The following is a 20469-nucleotide window of genomic DNA, read 5'->3' on the forward strand; positions in this document are numbered from 1 at the left end:
ACAGAGCAGTCGTGTGGAGGCACCCGCATGCAGGCATGGCAAGTGCACGAGAACGGCGAGCCGGGCGAGGTGATGCGGCTCGCGGAGGTGGAGCGGCCCACACCCGGTGACGGCCAGGTCCTGCTGAAGGTGCGTGCCGCCAACATCAACTTCCCGGACGTGCTCATGGCCCGGGGGCACTACCAGGTCCGGCCGCCGCTGCCGTTCACGCCGGGTGTGGAGATCTGCGGCGAGACCGAGGACGGACGCCGGGTGATCGCCAACCCGGCGCTGCCGCACGGTGGCTTCGCCGAGTACGCCGTCGCCGACTCCGCGGCCCTGCTGCCCGCGCCCGAGTCGCTGGACGACGCCGAGGCCGCGGCCCTGCACATCGGCTACCAGACCGGCTGGTTCGGCCTGCACCGCCGGGCCGGTCTGGAGGCCGGCGAGACGCTGCTCGTCCACGCTGCCGCCGGCGGGGTAGGCAGCGCGGCCGTGCAGCTCGGCAAGGCGGCCGGAGCCACCGTCATCGGTGTGGTGGGCGGCGCCGGCAAGGCCGTCGTCGCCCGCGAGCTGGGCTGCGACGTCGTGATCGACCGGCGGGCCGAGGACGTCGTCGCCGCGGTGAAGGAGGCCACCGCCGGCCGGGGCGCCGACGTGATCTACGACCCGGTGGGCGGCGAGGCCTACGCGCAGTCCGCCAAGGTCGTCGCCTTCGAGGGCCGGATCGTGGTCGTGGGCTTCGCCAGCGGCAGCATCCCCAGCCCCGGCCTCAACCACGCCCTGGTGAAGAACTACTCGATCCTCGGGCTGCACTGGGGCCTGTACAACACCAAGAACCCCAAGCTGGTCCAGCACTGCCACGAGCAGCTCACCGAGCTGGCCGCGCGTGGCGCGATCAAGCCGCTGGTGAGCGAGCGGGTGCCGCTGGGCGGGGCCGCGGCCGCCGTGCAGCGCGTCGCCGACGGCGTGACCACCGGACGGGTGGCCGTCGTGCCCGCCCTGTCGCTGGAGAACGGAGCAGCCGTATGACCGACGCAGCCGAACTCAGGCGCCGCACAGCCGAGTTGCTGGCCGCGCACCCGCCCGCCGACACGGACCGGCTGGACTTCCTCAGGGCCCGCTTCGACGCGGGACTCGCCTGGGTGCACTACCCCGAGGGGCTCGGCGGACTGGGCGTGCCCCGCTCCCTGCAGGCCGTCGTGGACGCCGAGCTGGAGGCCGCGGGCGCGCCCGACAACGACCCGCGGCGCATCGGCATCGGCCTCGGCATGGCGGCACCGACCATCCTGAAGTACGGAACCGAGGAGCAGAAGCGGCGTTATCTGCGGCCGCTGTGGACGGGGGAGGAGGTCTGGTGCCAGCTCTTCAGCGAGCCGGGGGCCGGATCCGACCTGGCCGCGCTGGGCACCCGCGCCGTGCGGGAGGGCGACGACTGGGTGGTCAACGGGCAGAAGGTGTGGACCTCCAGCGCCCACCTCGCCCGCTGGGCCATCCTCATCGCCCGCACCGACCCGCACGTGCCCAAGCACGCGGGCATCACCTACTTCGTCTGTGACATGACCGATCCCGGCGTCGAGGTGCGGCCACTGCGCCAGGTCACCGGTGAGGCGGAGTTCAACGAGGTCTTCATCACCGACGTCCGTATCCCCGACTCCCGCCGCCTGGGCGAGGTCGGCGACGGCTGGCGGGTCGCGCAGACCACGCTGAACAACGAACGCGTCGCCATCGGCGGCATGCGGCTGCCCCGCGAGGGCGGCATGATCGGCCCGGTGTCGCAGACCTGGCGGGAACGCCCCGAACTGCGCACCCACGACCTGCACCAGCGACTGCTGAAGCTCTGGGTCGAGGCCGAGGTCTCCCGCCTCACCGCCGAGCGTCTGCGCCAGCAGCTCGTCGCCGGACAGCCCGGCCCCGAGGGCGCCGGAATGAAGCTCGCCTTCGCCCGTCTCAACCAGGAGATCAGCGGCCTGGAGGTGGAACTGCGCGGCGAAGAGGGCCTGTTGTACGACGACTGGACCATGCGACGCCCCGAGCTGGTCGACTTCACCGGCCGCGACGCCGGCTACCGCTACCTCCGCTCCAAGGGCAACAGCATCGAGGGCGGGACCACCGAGATCCTGCTGAACATCGTCGCCGAGCGCGTCCTGGGCCTGCCCGCCGAGCCGCGCACCGACAAGGACGTCGCCTGGAAGGACCTGGCCCGATGAGCACACAGCCGGATCTCCTCTACACCGAGGAGGAAGAGGCGCTGCGCGCCGCGGTCCGCGACCTGCTCGACGACCACTGCGACGCCGCGGGCGTGATCGCGCGCGCGGAGTCGGGCACCCCGCACGACCTCTCCCTCTGGAAGGCGCTCGCCGACGGCATGGGTCTCGCCGGGCTCCTCGTCCCCGAGGAGCGGGGTGGCCAGGGCGCCACGCACCGCGAAGCCGCCGTCGTCCTGGAGGAACTGGGGCGGGCGGTCGCGCCGGTGCCGTATCTGAGCAGCGCGGTCGTGGCCACGGAGGCCCTGCTGGCCTTCCCCCACTCGCGGCTTCGCTCGAGCGGGGGGACCCCCATCGCCGACGACCTGCTCGGCAGGCTGGCCTCCGGCCGGACGATCGGCGTGCTCGCCGTCGGCCTGCACCTCGCTCCCGGCGGTGCCTTCACCTCCGTACGGCTCGAGAACGGCCGCCTGCACGGCGAGCTGACGGGCATCGCGGACGCGGCCGTGGCGGACGTCCTGCTGGTGCCCGCGGACGACGGGGGACTGTACGCGGTCGACGCCGACGCCGTGACGGTCACCCCGCAGGTCTCCCTGGACCTGACCCGGCCGGTCGCGACCGTCGGCCTCGACGGTGCTCCCGGCCGCCTCCTCGGCCCCGCCGAACCCGCCGTACGACGGGCACTGCACGCCGGGGCGGGGCTGCTCGCCTCCGAGCAGTTCGGCGTCGCCGACTGGGCGCTGACCGAGACGGTCCGGTACCTGAAGGAGCGCAAGCAGTTCAACCGGCCGGTCGGCGGCTTCCAGGCGCTCAAGCACCGCCTCGCCCAGCTGTGGCTGGAGGTCGTCAACCTGCGGGCGGCCGCCCGGGCCGCGGCCGACGCCCTGGCGACCGGCGAGGACACCGACGTGACGGTGGCGGTCGCCCAGGCCTACGCGGCCCCGGTCGCCGTCCGCGCCACCGAGGAGGCGCTGCAGCTGCACGGCGGCATCGGGATGACCTGGGAGCACCCGGTCCATCTGTACCTCAAGCGTGCCAAGGCGGACTCGATCGCCCTCGGCACGGCCGGCGCGCACCGTGCGGCACTGGCCGAACTGGTCGACCTGCGCGCCCCCTGACATACGTCCGGAGAAGCCCGCGTCACATCCGTGAGAAGCCCGTCCCACCAGGGGCGGGTTTTTCCGTGCACGCCACACCACAGAAGTGAACGGAGGACGGCGGTCCGGCCAACTCCGGCCACAGCCCTGCTCCTTGACCCCGCACGGAACGCACAATCGCTGAGGTTCCCCCAGGCCTACCAGGGAGGCAGAGCATGGCCCTCACCACCCGCCGCAGAGCCCTCACCACCCTCGGCGCCGCACTCGCGGGTTCGTTCGCCGTGTCCGGCGCGCAGACGCCGGCGTCCGCGGTCGAGCCCAAGCACGCGCCGCGCCCGCTGTGGCGCGCCCACGCCCACAACGACTACGAGCACCCCCGGCCCCTCTTCGACGCGCTCGACCACCGCTTCGGCAGCGTCGAGGCCGACATCTTCCTCGTCGGCGACCAGCTCCTCATCGGCCACGACGCCACCGAACTGGACCCGTCCCGCACCCTCGAGTCCCTCTACCTCGATCCGCTCGCCGCCCGGGTGAAGGCCAACCACGGCAGCGTCTACCGCGGCCGGCGCAGGCCCCTGCAGCTCCTCATCGACATCAAGACCGAGGGCTCCTCGACCTACCTCGAACTCGACCGCCACCTCCAGCGTTACCGGCACCTGTTCACGACCTACGCCCACGGACGCGTCCACCCCGGCCCCGTCACCGCCGTGATCTCCGGCGACCGCGCCGCCCGCACCCCCATGGAGGCCCAGAGCGTGCGCCGGGCCTTCTACGACGGCCGGCTCACCGACCTCGGCAGCGCGGCGTCCGCCTCCTTCATCCCGCTGATCAGTGACAACTGGACCCTCAACTTCAGCTGGCTGGGTGACGGCCCGTTCCCGGACGCCGAGCGGCAGAAGCTGCGGAACATCATCGCCGCCGCCCACGCGCACGGGCAGCAGGTCCGGTTCTGGGCCACCCCCGACACCGCGGGCCCGGCACGGGACGCGCTGTGGACGCAGTTGCTGGCCGCCGGCATCGACTACTTCAACACGGACGACCTCGCCGGACTCGAAGCGTTCCTGGACGAGCACGGCGCTTCCTGAAACATCACCCGGACAGGGGACATGTCGGCCCCCGGAGCGACCCCTCCGCTACGCCACACTTGCGGGCGAACGCCGCGAAATGGATGTGGCGGAGGAGGTTCGCGATGGCCGTTTCCATCTCTGTGGTGCTGCTGCTCCTGATCATGGCGGTGATCTTCGTCCGCAACGGGGCGCTGAAGGTCTCGCACGCCCTGGTGTGCGTGCTGCTCGGCTTCTACCTGGCCAGCACGAGCATGGCCCCCACCATTCACAGCGGGCTCACCGCCACCGCCGAACTGGTCGGGAGTCTGCGGCCGTGAGCCCTCCGTGCGTCATGGCGCCGAGAAGATCCCGATGCCGTTGGGCACGGGCCGCTCGGCGCCGCCGCTCGGGTGGTTGCGCACCGACACGGCGGCGGCCCCGGGCTCGCGGGCGACCAGCTCGGTCGAACCGCCACCGTCCAGGCTGAACGCGTCGACCGAGCCCAAGGCCCGCATCTCGTCGGCCACTTCCGCGATGGTCAGACCGCTGCGGTAGGCCGGGGCACCGTCCAGCGCGAACAGCAGCAGCCGGCGCCCGCCGTCCGCGATGCCCACCGCGGTGCGCACCGCCGAGGTTCCGCGGTCCAGACCGGGCAGCGGCTGCCCGGCCCGCAGCACCGGATACCCGCCGAGGGCGAAGCGGTAGGGGACCCCGGAGGCGAACGCCACCAGCCGGTGCCGTACCGCCACCCGCTCGCCCGTGGACAGCTTCCGCAGCCACTGCGCACCCGCCTCCCGGCCGACCAGCACCGTGGTGCCCGCCGCGACGGGGCCGCTGCCGGGCTTGTCGGAGGCCGCGACCACACGGCCGTGGCGAACCGTCACCTCGTAGGTGTCCGTACTGCACGCAGCGGCCCGGTCGGTGTTCGTGCCGCAGGTGGCGCGCACCCGGGAGACGCTGCCCCACCGGTCCGTGAACGCGCCGACGGAGTCCGTCGGCAGCGCGTACTGGTTGAGCCCGCCGAGCGGCAGCCGGCCCCCGGGTGTGCTCACGGACCCGTCGAGGCGGAGCCGGCCCAGGCGGGCCCTCCGGTCGACGCCCACGCCGAAGACGTCCTCCGTGGTGGTGCCGGGCGGCAGCGCCGGCCCGAACCGCTGTCCGTCCGGCACCGCGGCCTTGAGCACCCGGCCGTGCGCGATCGCCGGGCCCACGGTGGCGCCGGTGGCCGCGACGCCCGGGTGCTGGGCCTCGGAGATGTTGAAGAAGTCGCCGTTGACGCCGGCCACCGCTCCCGCCGTGTCGGCCATCCGGGAGACGGGTGCGCGGGCCGCCACCGCGCCCGGGTACAGCAGGTCGAGCCGTACCCGCGGGTCACGCAGGTCCACGGTCAGCAGATGGGCGTGGGTCACGCCCTTGGCCGCCGGGACGTCGAACTCCTCGTAGGTGACACCCGGCGCGACGTCCGTGCCGGCACCCCGTACGGCGGCGGCCGGTGCCGCCCCGGTCAGGGCGGCACCGGCCAGCACGCCGAAGACCGTGAGAACCGTGCAGACCGCTCTGCCCGCTGCGACGTACGTGCGACGACGACCCGTCACTGTGCCCCCTGATGACTCGACAACTGCCGTGGTCCCAGGGGGAAGTGCAGCAGAAAGCGGTGTCCGGCGCAGTGCTTACGCGTCGACTACGCGAGAACGGGTGAGGAAACGCATCCCCTCGGGTGCCTCCAGCGAGAAACCGCCGCCGCGCCCTGGTACCACGTCCACGATCAGCCGGGTGTGGCTCCACACCGTGCGCCCGGCCACGGGAGTCCTCCTGCGGGCCCGCGCCGAGGTGGTCCGGGCCGGGCGCACGGCAGGTCCTTCACCCGGCGCCGGGGTTCGACCGGGCGAAATTCAGGTCTTGGGCTTGAGGGGGCTTCCGGGGCGGAGTTCGCCGTCCTCGTCCAAGTCGTTCAGCACGGTGGGCAGGCCGACGCGCAGCATCTTCCGCCGGACGTGACCCAGGATCCGGGTCATGAGGAGTCCGCCTGTCCCAGTGAAGCCCGTGTGGTCGTAGGTGAAGCGCGTTCCTGTGCCATGGGGTTCGATGTGGTAGGTGACCTCGGTGGTCTCGCCGCCGCCGTGGTCGGTCCACGAGTAGCGCAGCAGCCGGGGCTCGGCCACCTCCAGGACGACGCAGTCGACGATGCCGCTCCAGCCGGGCTTGGGTCTGGCGATGAACTGGAACCGGGCGCCGACGGTGGTGCTGAATCCTTCTGGGCGTGCCCCGGCCCCAGTGGCTGTCCATAGCGGTATGAGCCGAGGGTCGGTGACGGCGTGCCAGACCTTGGCGGGGGAGTGCGGGTAGTCGCGGACGATGTGGATGGCGCTCATGGGTCTCCCGAAACGATCAAGTAGAGCACAGAACATACAGTCACTAGAAAATTACAGTAGCAGTAAAAATGTTGCTGCTGCACTACTCTGTCGTCATGAGCACGGTGGATTGGACGGCATGGCGCCCGCAGACCGCGACGCCCGAGGCTGAAGGGCTGCGGGAGCGGAAGAAGCGCCTGTTGCGGCAACGACTGTCCGACACCGCGACCGAGATGTTCCTGGAGCGCGGCTTCGACGCCGTCCGTGTAGCGGAGATCGCGCAGGCGTGCGGAGTGTCGGAGAAGACCGTCTTCAACTACTTCCCCACCAAGGAATCGCTCGTCCTGGACCAAGGCGAGTCCACGATGGCCGCCCTGCGCGCCGGCCTGACGGACACCGGCCACTCTGCGGTCGAAGTCGCGCTGCGGATCCTCTCCGATGAGTTGCGAGCCATGACCTCCTGGATCGCCGCGCAGGACGACCCCGGCCAGGCCGCCGCCATGATCAGACGCTTCGGCGCACTGACCAGATCCACGCCCTCGCTGAGGGCCTACCACCGGGACATGACCGACCGGCTCGTCACCGTCGCGGCTGAGGCGCTGGCCCAGCGCACCCGCAGCAGCCCGGGCGACCCGGAACCGCAGATCGCAGCAACAGCCCTGCTCGGCCTGTGGTCCATCCAGTTCCAAAGCCTTGGGAAGCATCTGGACGGCACCCGCACCGCGACACAGATCCATGAGGCGGTGAGCGCCGACGTCCGCCGCGCAGCCAAGCTCATCGACACCGGCCTGACCTCGTTCGAAGACGCCGCTCGGCTGGAGTAACGGGTGCGGCCGACTCGCCGCGCAGCAAGTCGGGGCGAGCGTCGGCCATGGCGAAGGCACGCATGAGCCCGGTGACGATGGCAGGGTCCGCCTCCCCCATCCTGCGCCGCTCACCGGCCCACCGTGACTCGGCCGTTCCTCAGGTACCGGTACCGGTACCGGTACCGAGCGGGCGGCGTTCCACGACGCAGTGCGCCGCGTACAGCCGTACCGCGTCGTACAGCCGGTAGCGGATCCCGCCGTCGCGGCCGACAGCGGTGACGTGGACCATCTGGCGGTGCAGCAGTTCCTCGAGGAGGTCCATGGCGAGATCCGGGGAGGGCGTCACACGGGCCGGCATGTCCGGGACGCCGAAGTCGCCCCGCACGGCGTGCAGTCGGTGCAGGGACTCCTTCAGCGGGGGCGGCAGCGACCGGTGGTAGGCCGTCACGCTCGCCTGCAGGGACAAATCTCCCACGCGCAGGAAGCCGATGCGGGCCCGCTCGTCCCCGAGGCGGTCCGCCAGGTCGCGCAGGGACCGGTGGGGCCGCGCCGTCAGCCACAGGCCGGCGATGTGCAGGGCCAGCGGCAGCCCGGCGCAGGAGCGCAGGATGCTGAAGGTGGCCGACGGTTCGGCCCGGGTGCGCGCGACCCCGACCAGGTCTTCCAGTACCCGGTGGGCGTCCGGCTGCGCCAGGCTGCCGAGCTGATGGCGTAACTGCCCCGGCAGCGCCGGGAGTTCACGCCGAGCGGCCACTAGGACAGCACTGCGCGTCTCGTCGTTGAGCAGCGGGCGGACCTGCGCCTCGCTGTCGACGTTGTCGAGGACCACCAGGACGCGGCGCCGGCTCAGCGCGTCCCGCAGCCGGGCGGCCGCCTCCTCCGCGCTGTCCGCGGTGGACGCCGCGCCGAGCGAGCGCAGGACGCGCCGGACGAGCGTGTCCGGTGTGAAGGGCAGGGAGGAGGGATGCAGGTCCACGAAGACCTGCCCGTCCGGGAAGCGGGCGCGCACACCGTGAGCGGCTCGCAGGATCAGCGCGGTCCTGCCCGCGCCGGGCGGTCCGACGACGACGGCGGGTCCGCTCTCGCGGCGCTCCTGAAGCAGCAGACGGCCCTTCAGGGAGGCGATGAGCCGCTCCCTTCCGGCCAGGCGGTGCCAGGGCGCCGCGGGGAGTTCCGCGGGCACCGGCCCCGGTGGGCTCCCGGAGTGCCGCGGCGTCAGCAGCGGCCCGGGCGGCAGACCGAGGGCCCGGGCGAGAAGCAGCAGGGACTGCTTGCGGGGGCGGGCGGTGCGGCCGGTCTCGAGGTTGCGGATCGCCCGCACGCTCAGTCCGGACCGTTCCGCCAGTTCCTCCTGGGTGAGGCCCAGCGTCTCACGCGCCTCGGTCAGCGACGCCGCGAGCGTCCGAGGGTTCGGCGTTTCGGTCACGACAAGCCCATCTCGTTGTGCGGTCCCGGTCGGGGTGGCGTCAGCCGTGTCCTGGCCCTCGGTCCGCGGGACGCATCAGCGCCGCCACGAACTTGTACCGGGAGCCGCGGTACACCGAGCGGACCCACTCCACCGGCGTGCCCTCGGCGTCCCGGGAGTGCCGGGAGAGCAGCAGCATCGGCAGCCCCACGTCGGTGGCCAGCAGCCCGGCCTCGCGCGGTGTCGCCAGGGAGGTCTCGATCGTCTCCTCAGCCTCCGCGAGATGCACGCCGTACACCTCGGCGAGTGCCGTGTACAGCGAGGTGAACCTGGCCAACGACCGCCGCAGGCCCGGGAACCGCCGTGCCGACAGGTGCGTGGTCTCGATCGCCATGGGCTCACCGCTGGCCAGCCGCAGCCGTTCGATGCGCAGCACCTTCTCCCCGACGCCGATCGTGAGCAGTCCCGCCAGCTTGGCGTCCGCGGCGAAGTGGCCGATGTCCAGCACCTGTGACGCGGGATCGAGGCCCTGGGCCCGCATGTCCTCGGTGTGCGAGGTGAGCCGGAGGGTGCGGTAGAGCTTCGGCCGTGCGACGAACGTGCCCTTGCCCTGGATGCGGTCCAGCCGGCCCTCGCCGACGAGTTCCTGCAACGCCTGCCGGACCGTGGTGCGCGAGGTGTCGAACCGGACCGCGAGCAGCCGTTCGGCGGGCATGGCCGATCCGGGGCGCAGGGCCTCGGTGATCTCGAGTATCTGCTGCTTCACGCGGTAGTACTTCGGCACGCGCGCGACTTGACCGGGCGCCCCCTCGTGGTGCTGGGCGCTGCTGACGTCGATGGTCATGGCCTGCCTTCCCGGCTCGCTCGGCGGTCTCCCGTTATAGCCCTCGATGGCCCTATGGTCTAGTCCAACGGGACGCGTACGGCTCCGCCGCCCGCTGGGCCTCGATGCCGCCCGGTGACTTTCTCGTAACGGACCGCATCGCTTGGTGAACCACCCTTGACACCCCCAAAGGTCTAGGCCAAGCTCCACCGTACTGGTCTACACCACTAGTGGCCAGGTCCCGAGTCCCACGTGCGTCAGCGGTTCACGCAGGTCACGGCAGGGGGCGTGGGGGGTCAGTGCATCCCTGAGGAGGGTGGCGTGAAGCGCAAGCTGATAGCCGCGATGGGTATCGCAGGCATGATGGTCTCGGTCGCGGCGTGTGGCGGCGGCAACAGCGACAACGGGGACAGCGGCAAGAACGCGGGACCGGACAGCTTCAAGGGCCAGACGCTGACGGTCTGGACGATGGACGGTTCGGTGCCGGATCAGTGGACCAAGGACGTGACGGCCGCCTTCGAGAAGAAGACCGGCGCAAAGCTGAAGTTCGAGATCCAGAAGTGGGACGGGATCCAGCAGAAGATCACCACCGCCCTTTCCGAGGACAACCCGCCGGACGTCCTCGAGGTCGGCAACACCCAGACCCCGGCCTACGCCGCGACCGGGGGCCTCGCCGAACTCGGCGACCTGAAGCAGCAGATCGGCACGGACTGGGCCCCGTCGGTCTCCCAGTCCGCCGTCTACGACGGCAAGCAGTACGCGGCCCCCTGGTACTTCGCCAACCGCGTCGTCATCTACAACAAGAAGATCTGGGCCAAGGCCGGCATCAAGGGCACCCCGAAGACCCGGGACGAGTTCTTCAAGGACCTCGACACCATCGGCAAGAAGACCGACGCCGAGCCGCTCTACCTGCCCGGCCAGAACTGGTACTTCTTCGACGGCCTGACCATCGGCCAGGGCGCCGACCTGGTGAAGAAGGACGGCGGCAAGTACGTCTCCAACCTGGCCGACCCCAAGGTCGCCCAGGCCATGGAGATCTACAAGAGGTACGCCTCCTACTCCAAGGCCCCCAAGGACAAGGACGAGGCCACCCCGCAGCAGGCCCAGGTGTTCGCCAAGGGCAAGACCGGTGCCTTCATCGGCATGGGCTGGGAGGCCGGCACGGCCATCGCCGCCAACAAGTCCATCGAGAAGGACCTCGGCTACTTCACCATCCCGGGCGCGACGGCCGGCAAGCCCGAGGGCGTCTTCCTCGGCGGCTCCAACCTCGCGATCGCCCAGGGCAGCAAGAAGCAGGCGCTGGCCAAGGAGTTCCTCAAGATCGCCCTGTCCGACACGTACGAGGGCGAACTGGCCAAGCTCAACGGCGTCATCCCGAACAAGCTGTCCCTGGAGACCAACCTCAAGGGCAACGCCGTCGCCGAGGCCGCCGCTCCCGGTGCCCAGGTCGGTGGCACCACCCCGCTGATCCCCGAGTGGGCCGCAGTGGAGAACACCCCGAACCCGATCAAGTCCTACATGACCTCCGTACTGGAGGGCAAGTCCCCCGCAGCCGCCGCCAAGCAGGTCGAGGGCGACATCAACAAGCGTCTGGCACAGCAGAACTGATAACCCGCGCCGGGGGTGCCCGCGGGTGCCCCCGGCTCAGTCGTCCGGTACGGCCGGTACGGCCACGGAAGAGATGGCAACTCATGTCAGTGCAGACCGAAAGCACGGACACGGCCGGGGAGCCCGCTGTCCGCAAGACCCGGATGCCGGCGCCGCCGACAGGTGAGAACCGGCCCTCCGGGCCCCCGTCCGGCCGCCGCGGCGCCGTCACGCCCTACCTGCTCCTGCTGCCCGCGTTGCTGGCCACACTGGTCCTGCTCGGCTGGCCCCTGGTGAAGAACGGCATGCTGTCGTTCCAGAACCTCAACCCGCGCCAGCTCATCCAGCACCTCACCGAGTGGAACGGCGTCGAGAACTACAAAGAGGTCCTGACCGGTTCGGACTTCTGGCACGTCGTCGAGCGTTCGGTGATCTTCACCGCGGCCAACGTCGTTCTGATCATGGTGTTCGGCACACTGATCGGGCTGCTGCTGGCCCGCCTCGGCAAGAAGATGCGACTGCTGCTCATGCTGGGGCTCGTCCTCGCCTGGGCCATGCCCGTCATCGCGGCCACCACGGTCTACCAGTGGCTGTTCGCCCAACGCTTCGGCGTCGTCAACTGGGTTCTGGACAAACTCGGTTGGCACTCCATGGCCGACTACAACTGGTTCGGCTCCCAGTTCTCCACCTTCTCCGTGATCACCCTGCTGATCGTCTGGGGGTCGATCCCGTTCGTGGCGATCAATCTGTACGCCGCCACCACCACGATCCCCAGGGAGCTGTACGAGGCCGCCTCGCTGGACGGCGCCGGCGCGTGGAAGAGCTTCACCTCGGTGACCTTCCCGTTCCTCAGGCCGTTCCTGTACGCCACGACCTTCCTCGAGGTCATCTGGGTGTTCAAGGCGTTCCCGCAGATCTTCGCGATCAACGAGGGCGGCCCCGACCGCCGCACCGAGACCCTGCCCGTCTACGCCTTCGTCGAGGGCGTGGGCAACCAGCACTTCGGCGTCGGGGCGGCGATCTCCTTCCTGACCATCCTGGTGCTGCTCGTCATCACCTCGTACTACCTGCGCATGGTGCTCAAACAAGAGGAGGACGAGCTGTGAAGCGCTCCGCATTCGGCCGTTTCTGGCCCAACGCCACCGCCGTCATCCTCTTCGTCGGCTTCGTGTTCCCCGTCTACTGGATGTTCGCCACGGCGTTCAAGCCCACCGGCGACATCATCTCCGAGAACCCCGTGTGGTTCCCGACGCACGTCACCCTCGGTCACTTCGGCAAGGCCGTGGACGCCGACCACTTCTGGACCCTGGTCGCCAACTCCGTCACCGTCACGGTCGGCTCGGTGCTGCTGTCCCTGGTCATCGCCCTGTTCGCCGCCTTCGCCCTGGCCCGAATGCGGTTCAAGGGCCGGCGCGGCCTCATCGTGACCTTCATGCTGGCGCAGATGGCGCCCTGGGAGGTCATGATCATCGCCATCTACATGCTGGTCCGCGACAACGACATGCTCGACAGCCTGGTCCCGCTCACCGTCTTCTACACGGTCATGGTGCTGCCACTGACCATCCTGACGCTGCGCGGCTATGTGGCCGCCGTGCCGAAGGAACTGGAGGAGTCGGCGATGGTCGACGGCTGCACCCGTCCGCAGGCCTTCCGCAGGGTGATCTTCCCGCTGCTGGCGCCCGGCCTGATGGCGACCTCGCTGTTCGGCTTCATCACCGCCTGGAACGAGTTCCCGCTGGTCCTGATCCTCAACAAGGACATCGAGAAGCAGACCCTTCCCCTGTGGCTGTCCCAGTTCCAGACCGCCTTCGGCGACGACTGGGGCGCCACGATGGCCGCCTCCTCCCTGTTCGCGCTGCCCATCCTGATCCTCTTCATCTTCCTGCAGCGCAGGGCCGTCAGCGGCCTGACCGACGGCGCCGTGAAGGGATGACACCCCGATGACCACCACACGCGCCACCACCGCGTCCGACAACGGCCCCGCCGCGGGTGACGCCCTGACCCGCGACGCGCTCGCCGTGCTGCAGCCGGGCTTCGCCGGCACCACCGCACCCGACTGGGTGCTCCGCCGGCTCGGCGAAGGTCTGGCCGCCGTCGCCCTGTTCGGCCGCAACGTCGCCAGTGAGGAACAAGTCACCGACCTCACCGCCCGGTTGCGGGCCGAGCGGGACGACCTGCTGGTGGCCATCGACGAGGAGAGCGGCGACGTCACCCGCCTCGAGGTCCGCACCGGTTCCTCCTTCCCCGGCAACCACGCCCTCGGCGCCGTCGACGACCCGGAGCTCACCCGGAGCGTCGCCCGTGAACTGGGCCGCCGGCTCGCCGCATGCGGCGTCAACCTCAACTGGGCACCGTCCGCCGACGTCAACGCCAACCCCGACAACCCGGTCATCGGCGTACGCTCCTTCGGCGCGGGCACCGACCTCGTCGCCCGGCACACCGCCGCCTACGTCCAGGGCCTGCAGTCCACCGGCGTCGCCGCGTGCACCAAGCACTTCCCCGGTCACGGCGACACCAACGTCGACTCCCACCACGCGGTCCCGCACATCGACGTCGACGCGGACACGCTGTACGCACGTGAACTGGCGCCGTTCCGCGCGGCCATGGCGGCCGGGACCCGCGCCGTCATGAGCGCCCACATCCTGGTCCCCGCGCTGGACCCGCAGTACCCCGGGACCCTCTCGCGCCGCGTCCTCACCGAGGTGCTGCGCGGCGAACTCGGCTACGACGGGCTGATCGTCACCGACGGCATGGAGATGCGTGCCATCTCGGGGACGTACGGTCTGGAGCACGGCGTCGTCCTGGCGATCGCCGCGGGCGCCGACGCCATCTGTGTCGGTGGCGGGCTGTGCGACGAGGGCACCGTGCTGGGGCTGCGGGACTCGCTCGTCGCGGCCGTACGCTCCGGCGAACTGCCCGAGGAACGGCTGGCGGACGCCGCCGACCGGGTGCGGCGGCTGGCGCGCTGGACCGCCGAAGCGCGACGCGACCCGCAGGCCGTGGCCGAACCCGCCCCGGAGATCGGCCTGGTCGCCGCGCGACGCGCGCTGTCCGTGACCCGCACGGGCGACGCCGCACCGGTCACCGGGCCGGTGTACGTCGCCACCTTCAACCCGGCCGCCAACATCGCCGTCGGGGACGAGACCCCCTGGGGCGTCGGCGCCGAGCTGGAACGCCTGCTCCCCGGCACCGCGACCGGCTTCTTCACCGGTGCCGACGCCGGGGGCGCCGCACTCGCGGCCGCGGACGGCCGCCGCATCGTCGCCGTCGTCCGTGACGAACACCGGCACGACTGGATGCGCACCGCCCTGGACGCCCTCCTCGCCGCCCGCCCGGACACGGTCGTGGTCGAGATGGGCGTACCACAGGCACCGCCGCGCGGCGCCCTGCACCTCGCCACGCACGGCGCGGCCCGTGTCTGCGCGGTGGCGGCGGCGGAGCGTGTCGTCGCCGGCTGACGGCACGGTGCCACAAGCGCCGACGGGAAGCATGCCCGTCGGCGCTTGTCCTTGTTCGACGACCGGCATCTGACCGGCATTTGGCGGCAGTTTCGGCCATGATCCGTTGAAACGGCAACTGGTCCGGTCCAAGGTGAGGGCACGTCAGCTCGATCAACCCGAAAGTCGCCGCATGCCGACGCCCCACCACCACTCCCACCTCTTCCGAGCGGCATCCGACCGCCCCTACTTCAGCGCGGACGCCGAGACCTACCTCGCCCCGACCCCCCTCAGAGACATCCGGAAATCCCTCCCGCCCCGCGTGCTCTCGGAGGCCGACCTCGCCTTCTGGCAGACGTACGGCTACGTCGTCGTCCCGGAAGCCATCACCCCGGGCGCGGCGACCCGGCGACTGGGCTCACGGCGTCTGGCGCTCGTCTCCGCCGTGTGCCTGGCCGTGCTGCTCCTGGCCCTGTCCGTGGTGCCGGACTACCCGTCGGCGCTGCTGGTCGTCTGCTGCGACGGCGTGGCCGTCGGCTGCCTCAACGTCGCCATGAACGCGCAGGGCGCCGCCCTGGAGAACAAGTACGGGCGCACGGCCATGTCCCGGCTGCACGCGACGTTCAGCGCCGGACTGCTGGGCGCCGCACTTCTGGCCTCCGGCGTCAGCACACTGACACCGGCCGTCACGGCGCACTTCGCGGTGGCCGCCGTCCTGCTGTCCACACTGCTCGCCTGGGCGCGACCACGCCTGTTGACGGACGGGGACCGGGCCACCGGCGAGGCTGCCGCCGGCTCACCGCGGGCGGAGCGGGACCAGCCGCGAAGACGGCGTACCGCACTCACCCTCCCGTCCCGGACGACACTGTGGCTGGGCTGCGCCATGGCGTTCGGCACCCTCACGGAGGGCGCCATGAACGACTGGTCGGCGCTCTACCTCAAGAACGTCGTCAGGGCATCGGCGACCGTCGCCCCGCTGGGCATCGCCATCGTGTCGGTGATGATGCTGCTGGCGCGCGTGCGCGCCGACCGCTGGCGCAGCCGCTGGGGCGACGGACACGTCGTCCGGGCCGGCGGCGCCGTCGCCGGACTCGGCCTGGCCCTCGCCCTGACGGCCGGCGGCGTACTGCCCACACTGGCCGGATTCGCCTGCGTCGGACTGGGAGCGGCGGCGATCACCCCCTGCGTGTACGTGGCCGCGGCCGCGAGCGGACCGGACGCGCTCGCCCTGGTCGCCGCGATGGGCACCACCGGCCTGCTGGCCGGGCCGGCCCTGATCGGCCTCATCGCGGGCAGCGGCGGCCTCACCCTGGGCATGGCCGCGGTCGCCGCCTCGGCCCTGCTCGTCTCCGTGTGCGCCTCGCGGATCCGGTGGGGGGCCGGTGCGCTCGCCGCCGCCAAGTAGGCGGCAGGGATGGCGTTGTGCCCCTCGGCCGCCCCGATGGCCGACCGGGCCGTCACCGCGGGCGGGCAGCTCCTGACGTGGCGTCAGGTCTGTTGGAGGGCGGGGGAAGGCTGTTCGCCGGAGCCGCGGACCATCAGCCGGGTGGGTACGGTGATGGTGCGGGCGCGGGAGTGGTCGCCGTCGAGCCGGGTCAGGGCGGTGGCCGCCGCCGTTCTGCCGATCTCCTCGGGGTCCTGGGCGACGACGGTCAGGGCCGGTTCGAGTGCCTCGGCGAGCGCCACGTCGTCGAAGGCGACGACGGCGATGTCCTTGCGCTTGCTGCGGGCGAGTTCGGCGACGATGCCCAGCGCCATGATGTTGTTGCCGGCGAACAGGGCGGTGGGGGGATCGGCCAGTCCGAGGAGTTGGGCGGTGGCGCGCTCGGCCCCCTGTTGGTCGTGGGCGCTGATGACGAGTGAACGGTCGTAGGGGATGTCGGCTTCCTGCAGGGCCGAGCGGTAGCCGGCCAGGCGTTCGCGGCGGGTGTAGAGCTTCACGGGCAGGTCGCCGACGAAGCCGATGCGCCGGTGCCCGTGGGCGATCAGGTGGGCGACGCCGGTATGGGCGCCCGCACGGTTGGAACTGACGATGCTGTCCGTGGACAGTCCGACTCCCGGGCGGTCGAGGAAGACCACCGGCAGCCCCGCCGTGCGGTGGGACTTGAGGTGCGCGTGGTCGGCGCCGACGGACGGCACGACCATCAGGATGCTGACGCGACGGGCGAGGAACTTGTCCGTCAGGGCCCGTTCGCGAAGGGGATCGTCGGCGGAGGAGCCCATGAGCAGGGTCAGTCCGCGTTCGCGGACGGTGTCCTCGATGGCGCGGGCCACGGCTCCGAAGAAGGGGTTGGCGAGGTCGGGGATGACCAGTCCGATGGTGGTGTCCGGACCGCCGACGCGGATGTTGCGTGCCATGAGGTTCGGCTGGAAGCCGAGCTTCGCCACTGCGGCGAGCACCTGTTCCCTGGTCTGTGCCGAGACGGGGCCGTCCTCGTTGAGGACGCGGGAGACCGTCTTGGCGCTGACGCCCACCTCCTGGGCGACATCGGCCAGGGTGGGGCGGCGGTTCGCTGCCATGGAGGAAACCGTCTCCTGTGAGCTCTCGGTTCCGGCCGCGGCCTCGGCCGGAAACAACGGGAGCTGGGTCGTGTTGTCAGGTGGCCTGGACTCCGGCGGCCTTCGCTGCCGCCGAGTCAGCTACGACAGTATCTCCGGCCTCGTCGACGCTGAGCGCGCCGGTCATGATGGCGACGACCTCGGCCATCGAGTAGTCCGAGGGCTTGATGAGGGCGGCGCGCCGGCCCAGCCGGTGGACGTGGATCCGGTCCGCGATCTCGAAGACATGAGGCATGTTGTGGCTGATCAGCACCACCGGCATCCCCTTGTCCCGGACGCGGCGGATCAGGTCGAGGACCTGGCCGGACTCCTTCACGCCGAGGGCGGCGGTGGGTTCGTCCATGACGACGACGGAGCGGGCCCAGGCGACGGCGCGGGCGACCGCGACGGCCTGCCGCTGTCCGCCGGAGAGGGTCTCGACCGGCTGCGTCAGCGAACGCAGGCCGATCTTCAGGTCCGCCATGTGTTCGGCGGCCTCCTGCCGCATCCGCTTCTTGTCGAGCATGCGGAAGGCGCTGCCGAGGATGCCGGGCCGGCGCAGTTCGCGGCCGAGGAACACGTTCGAGGCGATGTCCATGGAAGCGGCCACGGCCAGGTCCTGGTACACCGTCTCGATGCCGTGGGCGCGGGCGCTCTGCGGACCGTTGAACTGGATGGGCTCGCCGTTGAGCCGTATCTCGCCCTCGTCGGGGACCACCGCACCGGTGAGCGCCTTGATCAGGCTCGTCTTGCCGGCTCCGTTGTCGCCGATGACGGCGAGGACCTCGCCGGGCAGCAGGTCGAAGTCGGCGCCGTCGATGGCGGTGACGTGACCGTACCGCTTGACCAGGCCGCGGGCCTGCAGAACAGGGGTGGGGGTGCCGGTGGCGGTCATCGGGCCTTCTTCCGGGAGATCTGGTCGACGGTCACCGCGAGAATCACCAGAACGCCTGTGATCAGGGTCTGGTAGATGGAGGCGACGCCCATCAGCTGAAGTCCGTTGCGGAACACACCGACGATCAGGACGCCGATGAAGGTGCCGAGGACCGAGCCGCGGCCGCCGAAGAGGCTGGTGCCGCCGAGGACCACGGCGGTGATGCTGTCGAGGTTGTCGGTCTGCCCGGCCTGCGGGTCGCCCACTCCGGTGCGGGAGATGAGCAGCAGGGCGGCGATGCCGTACAGCAGGCCGGCCGTGGTGTAGATGCCGATGGTCAGCCGGGAGGTGCGGATACCGTTCAGCCGGGCCGCTTCCTGGCTGTTGCCGAGGGCGTACACGTGCCGGCCCCAGCCGGTGCTGCTCAGCGCGTAGGCGAGCAGCAGGAACAGGGCGATGGTGACCAGGGAGCCGTAGGTGATGTCGGTGTGGCCGAGCGGGAAGGTCTGCCCGAGAGCCGTGAGCGGGCCGGGCAGGTTGGTGACGGTCTGCTCCTCGGAGTAGATGTGCGTCAGCGCGAACGCCACGTTGAGCATGCCGAGGGTGACGATGAACGGCGGCAGCGGGATCTTCTGCACCAGCAGTCCGTTGAGCAGGCCGAAGCCGGCGCAGACGGCGATGCCCAGGGCGATGGCGAGCAGCGGTGGCAGGGTGCCCTCGGCCGCCATCTTGGCGATCATGATGCTGCCGAACGCCATCACGGCCCCGCACGACAGGTCGATGCCCGCGGTGAGGATGATCAGGGTCTGTCCGATGGCGAGGGTGCCGACGACCATGACCTGCTGCACGATCAGGGAGAAGTTCCCGCCGGTGAGGAACTGGTCGGTCGAGACGGAGAAGAAGACGCAGGCCAGGAGGAGCGCGGCCAGGGGTCCGGTGGTCGGTGCCGTGAGCAGTCTGCGGGCCGTGGTCGGTGCCTTGAGCTCCGCGTACGGCGTGGTCGTGGCTGTCATGCGAAGTCCTTGTCGGAAGACAGATGTCCTTGTCGCCAGGACAAGGGGGGCGGCCGTCCCGGGGGTGTTCGTGGGGCCGGCCGCCCCGCTGGAGAGGCGGCGGTGTCGTACGGTCCGTCAGGGGCGGGTCAGCCCCAGCAGTTCTCCAGGCCGAACGCGGTGTCCTTCGACGTGACTCCCGGCTGTGCCTTGTCGGTGATCAGGTTGACGCCGGTGTCGGTGTAACCGGACGCCTTCTTGCCGTTCTTGGCGTACGTCACGACGGCCTTGACGCCCTCGGCGGCCATCTTCAGCGGGTACTGCTGGGAGGTGGCGGCGATCTTGCCGTCCTTGACGGCCTGGGTGCCGGTGCAGCCGCCGTCGACGGAGACGATCAGGACGTCCTTCTCCCGGCCCTTGGCCTTCAGAGCGGTGTACGCGCCCAGCGCGGCCGGTTCGTTGATGGTGTAGACGAGGTTGATGCCGGGTTCCTTCTGCAGGCAGTTCTCCATCGCGGTCTGGCCCTTGGCCTGGTCGCCGCCCGTGTCCTGGGCGCAGACGACGTCCTTGTCGGTGGCGCCGAAGCCCTTCAGGAAGCCGTTGTGCCGCTGGACGCCGACGGAGACGCCCGGCGCGAGGTCGAGGGCGGCTATCTTGGCCGACTTGCCCTTCATGGCGGCCTTGGCGTACTCGCCGATCAGCTCGCCGGCGTGGAGGTTGTTGGTGGCGAAGAGGGCGTCGACAGCGCTCTGCGGCTCGGTCGGGGTGTCCAGGGCGATGACCAGGACCCCCTTGGCGCGGGCCTTCGCGATCGCGGGCACGATCGCCTTGGAGTCGCTCGGCGTGATCAGGATGCCCTTCACGCCGGAGGCGACCATGTTCTCGATGGCGGTGACCTGTCCTGCGTTGTCCCCGTCGAACTTGCCTGCGGCGGTGACGAGTTGGGCGCCGTTCTGCTTGGCGGCCTTCTCCGCGCCCTCCTTCATCTTCACGAAGAACGGGTTGGTCTCGGTCTTGGTGATCAGACCGACCTTGACCTCGCCCGAGCCGGAGCTCGCGGAACTGGACCCGGACCCGGAGCCGCAGGCCGTCAGGGTGAGGGCGGCTACGCCCGTGACCGCGGCGGTTCTGAGGAGGGAGGAGGACAGACGAGTGGTGCGAGACATGAACGACTCCTGCGGGATAGCGAGCGGCGCGGGACCGGGATCAGAGCATGCCGCCCCGGGGTGTCATCGTTGACTTATGTCATCGTTGACACTGCTTGCCGAGGATGATGGACTCCGGTTCGCGGCAACGTCAATGCCTTTCACCCGTCACAAATTGGCAA

At 70.7% G+C, this 20469-nt stretch carries 19 protein-coding genes and 1 pseudogene; 11 read left to right on the forward strand and 9 right to left on the reverse strand.

What is annotated here, in order from left to right:
• Positions 1-27 precede the first annotated feature (27 nt).
• The 5 genes from ACFY0F_RS07140 to ACFY0F_RS07160 all read left to right on the forward strand — a co-directional run bounded on the left by ACFY0F_RS07140 (position 28) and on the right by ACFY0F_RS07160 (position 4667).
• A complete protein-coding gene (locus ACFY0F_RS07140; RefSeq protein WP_388790168.1) occupies positions 28-1011 on the forward strand; it encodes an NADPH:quinone oxidoreductase family protein in 984 nt (327 codons plus the stop codon).
• On the forward strand, positions 1008-2189 hold the full coding sequence (locus ACFY0F_RS07145) for an acyl-CoA dehydrogenase family protein (protein WP_388790171.1): 1182 nt from the start codon (positions 1008-1010) through the stop codon (positions 2187-2189). Before ACFY0F_RS07140 ends, ACFY0F_RS07145 begins: the two co-directional genes overlap by 4 nt.
• On the forward strand, positions 2186-3304 hold the full coding sequence (locus ACFY0F_RS07150; RefSeq protein ID WP_388790173.1) for an acyl-CoA dehydrogenase family protein: 1119 nt from the start codon (positions 2186-2188) through the stop codon (positions 3302-3304). The genes ACFY0F_RS07145 and ACFY0F_RS07150 overlap by 4 nt, the downstream gene beginning before the upstream one ends.
• Positions 3305-3498: 194 nt before the next feature.
• Positions 3499-4368, forward strand: a complete 870-nt coding sequence (locus ACFY0F_RS07155; protein WP_388790175.1) for a phosphatidylinositol-specific phospholipase C/glycerophosphodiester phosphodiesterase family protein — start codon at positions 3499-3501, stop codon at positions 4366-4368.
• A 104-nt stretch (positions 4369-4472) separates the two neighbouring features.
• The gene (locus tag ACFY0F_RS07160; protein ID WP_388790178.1) at positions 4473-4667 is read left to right on the forward strand and encodes a hypothetical protein; all 195 of its coding nucleotides are present in this window, start codon (positions 4473-4475) and stop codon (positions 4665-4667) included.
• A gap of 12 nt (positions 4668-4679) precedes the next feature.
• Here the strand turns inward: ACFY0F_RS07160 and ACFY0F_RS07165 are convergent, their stop codons facing one another.
• The 3 genes and pseudogenes from ACFY0F_RS07165 to ACFY0F_RS07175 form a co-directional block, all read right to left on the reverse strand.
• Positions 4680-5855, reverse strand: a complete 1176-nt coding sequence (locus ACFY0F_RS07165) for a phosphodiester glycosidase family protein (RefSeq protein WP_388791309.1) — start codon at positions 5853-5855, stop codon at positions 4680-4682.
• A 144-nt stretch (positions 5856-5999) separates the two neighbouring features.
• Positions 6000-6116: pseudogene (locus ACFY0F_RS07170) on the reverse strand (DUF779 domain-containing protein); the annotation flags it as partial.
• A gap of 105 nt (positions 6117-6221) precedes the next feature.
• Positions 6222-6701 carry an SRPBCC domain-containing protein gene (locus ACFY0F_RS07175; protein WP_388790181.1) on the reverse strand — a complete coding sequence of 160 codons (480 nt, stop codon included), beginning with the start codon at positions 6699-6701 and terminating at the stop codon, positions 6222-6224.
• A 68-nt stretch (positions 6702-6769) separates the two neighbouring features.
• Between ACFY0F_RS07175 and ACFY0F_RS07180 the strand changes: the two genes are divergently transcribed.
• Entirely contained in the window at positions 6770-7504 is a 735-nt protein-coding gene (locus tag ACFY0F_RS07180; RefSeq protein ID WP_388790184.1) for a TetR family transcriptional regulator, read from the forward strand.
• A gap of 139 nt (positions 7505-7643) precedes the next feature.
• Here the strand turns inward: ACFY0F_RS07180 and ACFY0F_RS07185 are convergent, their stop codons facing one another.
• Together ACFY0F_RS07185 and ACFY0F_RS07190 are read right to left on the reverse strand one after the other, a co-directional pair.
• Positions 7644-8912 (reverse strand): helix-turn-helix domain-containing protein, encoded by a 1269-nt coding sequence (locus tag ACFY0F_RS07185; protein WP_388790187.1) that lies wholly within the window; start codon positions 8910-8912, stop codon positions 7644-7646.
• Between the two features lie 40 nt (positions 8913-8952).
• The gene (locus tag ACFY0F_RS07190) at positions 8953-9735 is read right to left on the reverse strand and encodes a GntR family transcriptional regulator (protein ID WP_388790190.1); all 783 of its coding nucleotides are present in this window, start codon (positions 9733-9735) and stop codon (positions 8953-8955) included.
• A 300-nt stretch (positions 9736-10035) separates the two neighbouring features.
• Between ACFY0F_RS07190 and ACFY0F_RS07195 the strand changes: the two genes are divergently transcribed.
• From ACFY0F_RS07195 to ACFY0F_RS07215, 5 genes are all read left to right on the forward strand, one after another.
• Complete coding sequence (locus ACFY0F_RS07195; protein WP_388790193.1) at positions 10036-11322, forward strand: extracellular solute-binding protein; 1287 nt, start codon at positions 10036-10038, stop codon at positions 11320-11322.
• A gap of 83 nt (positions 11323-11405) precedes the next feature.
• Entirely contained in the window at positions 11406-12407 is a 1002-nt protein-coding gene (locus ACFY0F_RS07200; RefSeq protein ID WP_388790196.1) for a carbohydrate ABC transporter permease, read from the forward strand.
• Positions 12404-13234 (forward strand): carbohydrate ABC transporter permease, encoded by an 831-nt coding sequence (locus ACFY0F_RS07205; RefSeq protein WP_388790199.1) that lies wholly within the window; start codon positions 12404-12406, stop codon positions 13232-13234. Before ACFY0F_RS07200 ends, ACFY0F_RS07205 begins: the two co-directional genes overlap by 4 nt.
• 7 nt (positions 13235-13241) lie before the next feature.
• On the forward strand, positions 13242-14759 hold the full coding sequence (locus ACFY0F_RS07210; protein ID WP_388790201.1) for a glycoside hydrolase family 3 protein: 1518 nt from the start codon (positions 13242-13244) through the stop codon (positions 14757-14759).
• 172 nt (positions 14760-14931) lie between these two features.
• Positions 14932-16143, forward strand: coding sequence for an MFS transporter (locus ACFY0F_RS07215; RefSeq protein ID WP_388790204.1), 1212 nt, complete (start codon positions 14932-14934; stop codon positions 16141-16143).
• A gap of 83 nt (positions 16144-16226) precedes the next feature.
• Here the strand turns inward: ACFY0F_RS07215 and ACFY0F_RS07220 are convergent, their stop codons facing one another.
• From ACFY0F_RS07220 to ACFY0F_RS07235, 4 genes are all read right to left on the reverse strand, one after another.
• A complete protein-coding gene (locus tag ACFY0F_RS07220) occupies positions 16227-17258 on the reverse strand; it encodes a LacI family DNA-binding transcriptional regulator (protein ID WP_388790207.1) in 1032 nt (343 codons plus the stop codon).
• Between the two features lie 76 nt (positions 17259-17334).
• Positions 17335-18171, reverse strand: a complete 837-nt coding sequence (locus tag ACFY0F_RS07225; protein WP_388790209.1) for an ATP-binding cassette domain-containing protein — start codon at positions 18169-18171, stop codon at positions 17335-17337.
• Entirely contained in the window at positions 18168-19163 is a 996-nt protein-coding gene (locus ACFY0F_RS07230; RefSeq protein ID WP_388790212.1) for an ABC transporter permease, read from the reverse strand. Before ACFY0F_RS07230 ends, ACFY0F_RS07225 begins: the two co-directional genes overlap by 4 nt.
• Positions 19164-19291: 128 nt before the next feature.
• Positions 19292-20308 (reverse strand): sugar ABC transporter substrate-binding protein, encoded by a 1017-nt coding sequence (locus tag ACFY0F_RS07235; RefSeq protein WP_388790214.1) that lies wholly within the window; start codon positions 20306-20308, stop codon positions 19292-19294.
• Positions 20309-20469 lie beyond the last annotated feature (161 nt).

It is taken from the genome of Streptomyces sp. NPDC001544, assembly GCF_042894285.1.
Lineage (GTDB): Bacteria > Actinomycetota > Actinomycetes > Streptomycetales > Streptomycetaceae > Streptomyces.